Here is a 271-nt window from a genome sequence, read left to right as displayed (position 1 = left end):
CATCATCTAAACGGAGCTCTCTCGGAATCGTTAAGCAGTGTATCCATTGATAGGAAATCGTCGGGTGATGCTCTTCTCCTTGATCAGGCACACCCATCCATCCAATTAAAAGACGTCTGCCTGATTCGTCTTGAAAGGTCTGCTGCGCATAGAAGTCAAAGCCTCGATCCAGCTCCTCAAATTCTCCGTGTGTATATTGGTAAGAGCTATCATCTAATGTACCAACAAAATAGCCTGATTGATGTGTATTTTGATATTTTAAGCCATCAGG

At 43.2% G+C, this 271-nt stretch carries 1 pseudogene; it reads right to left on the bottom strand.

The features are described 5' to 3' along the window. Nucleotides 1-271 (bottom strand): annotated as a pseudogene (locus SB775_RS29705) (sucrose-6-phosphate hydrolase); the annotation flags it as partial.

This window comes from Peribacillus sp. SIMBA_075, from assembly GCF_046534585.1.
The sequence above is the reverse complement of the archived record's forward strand: the minus strand, read 5'-3'. Positions and strand labels throughout refer to the sequence as shown.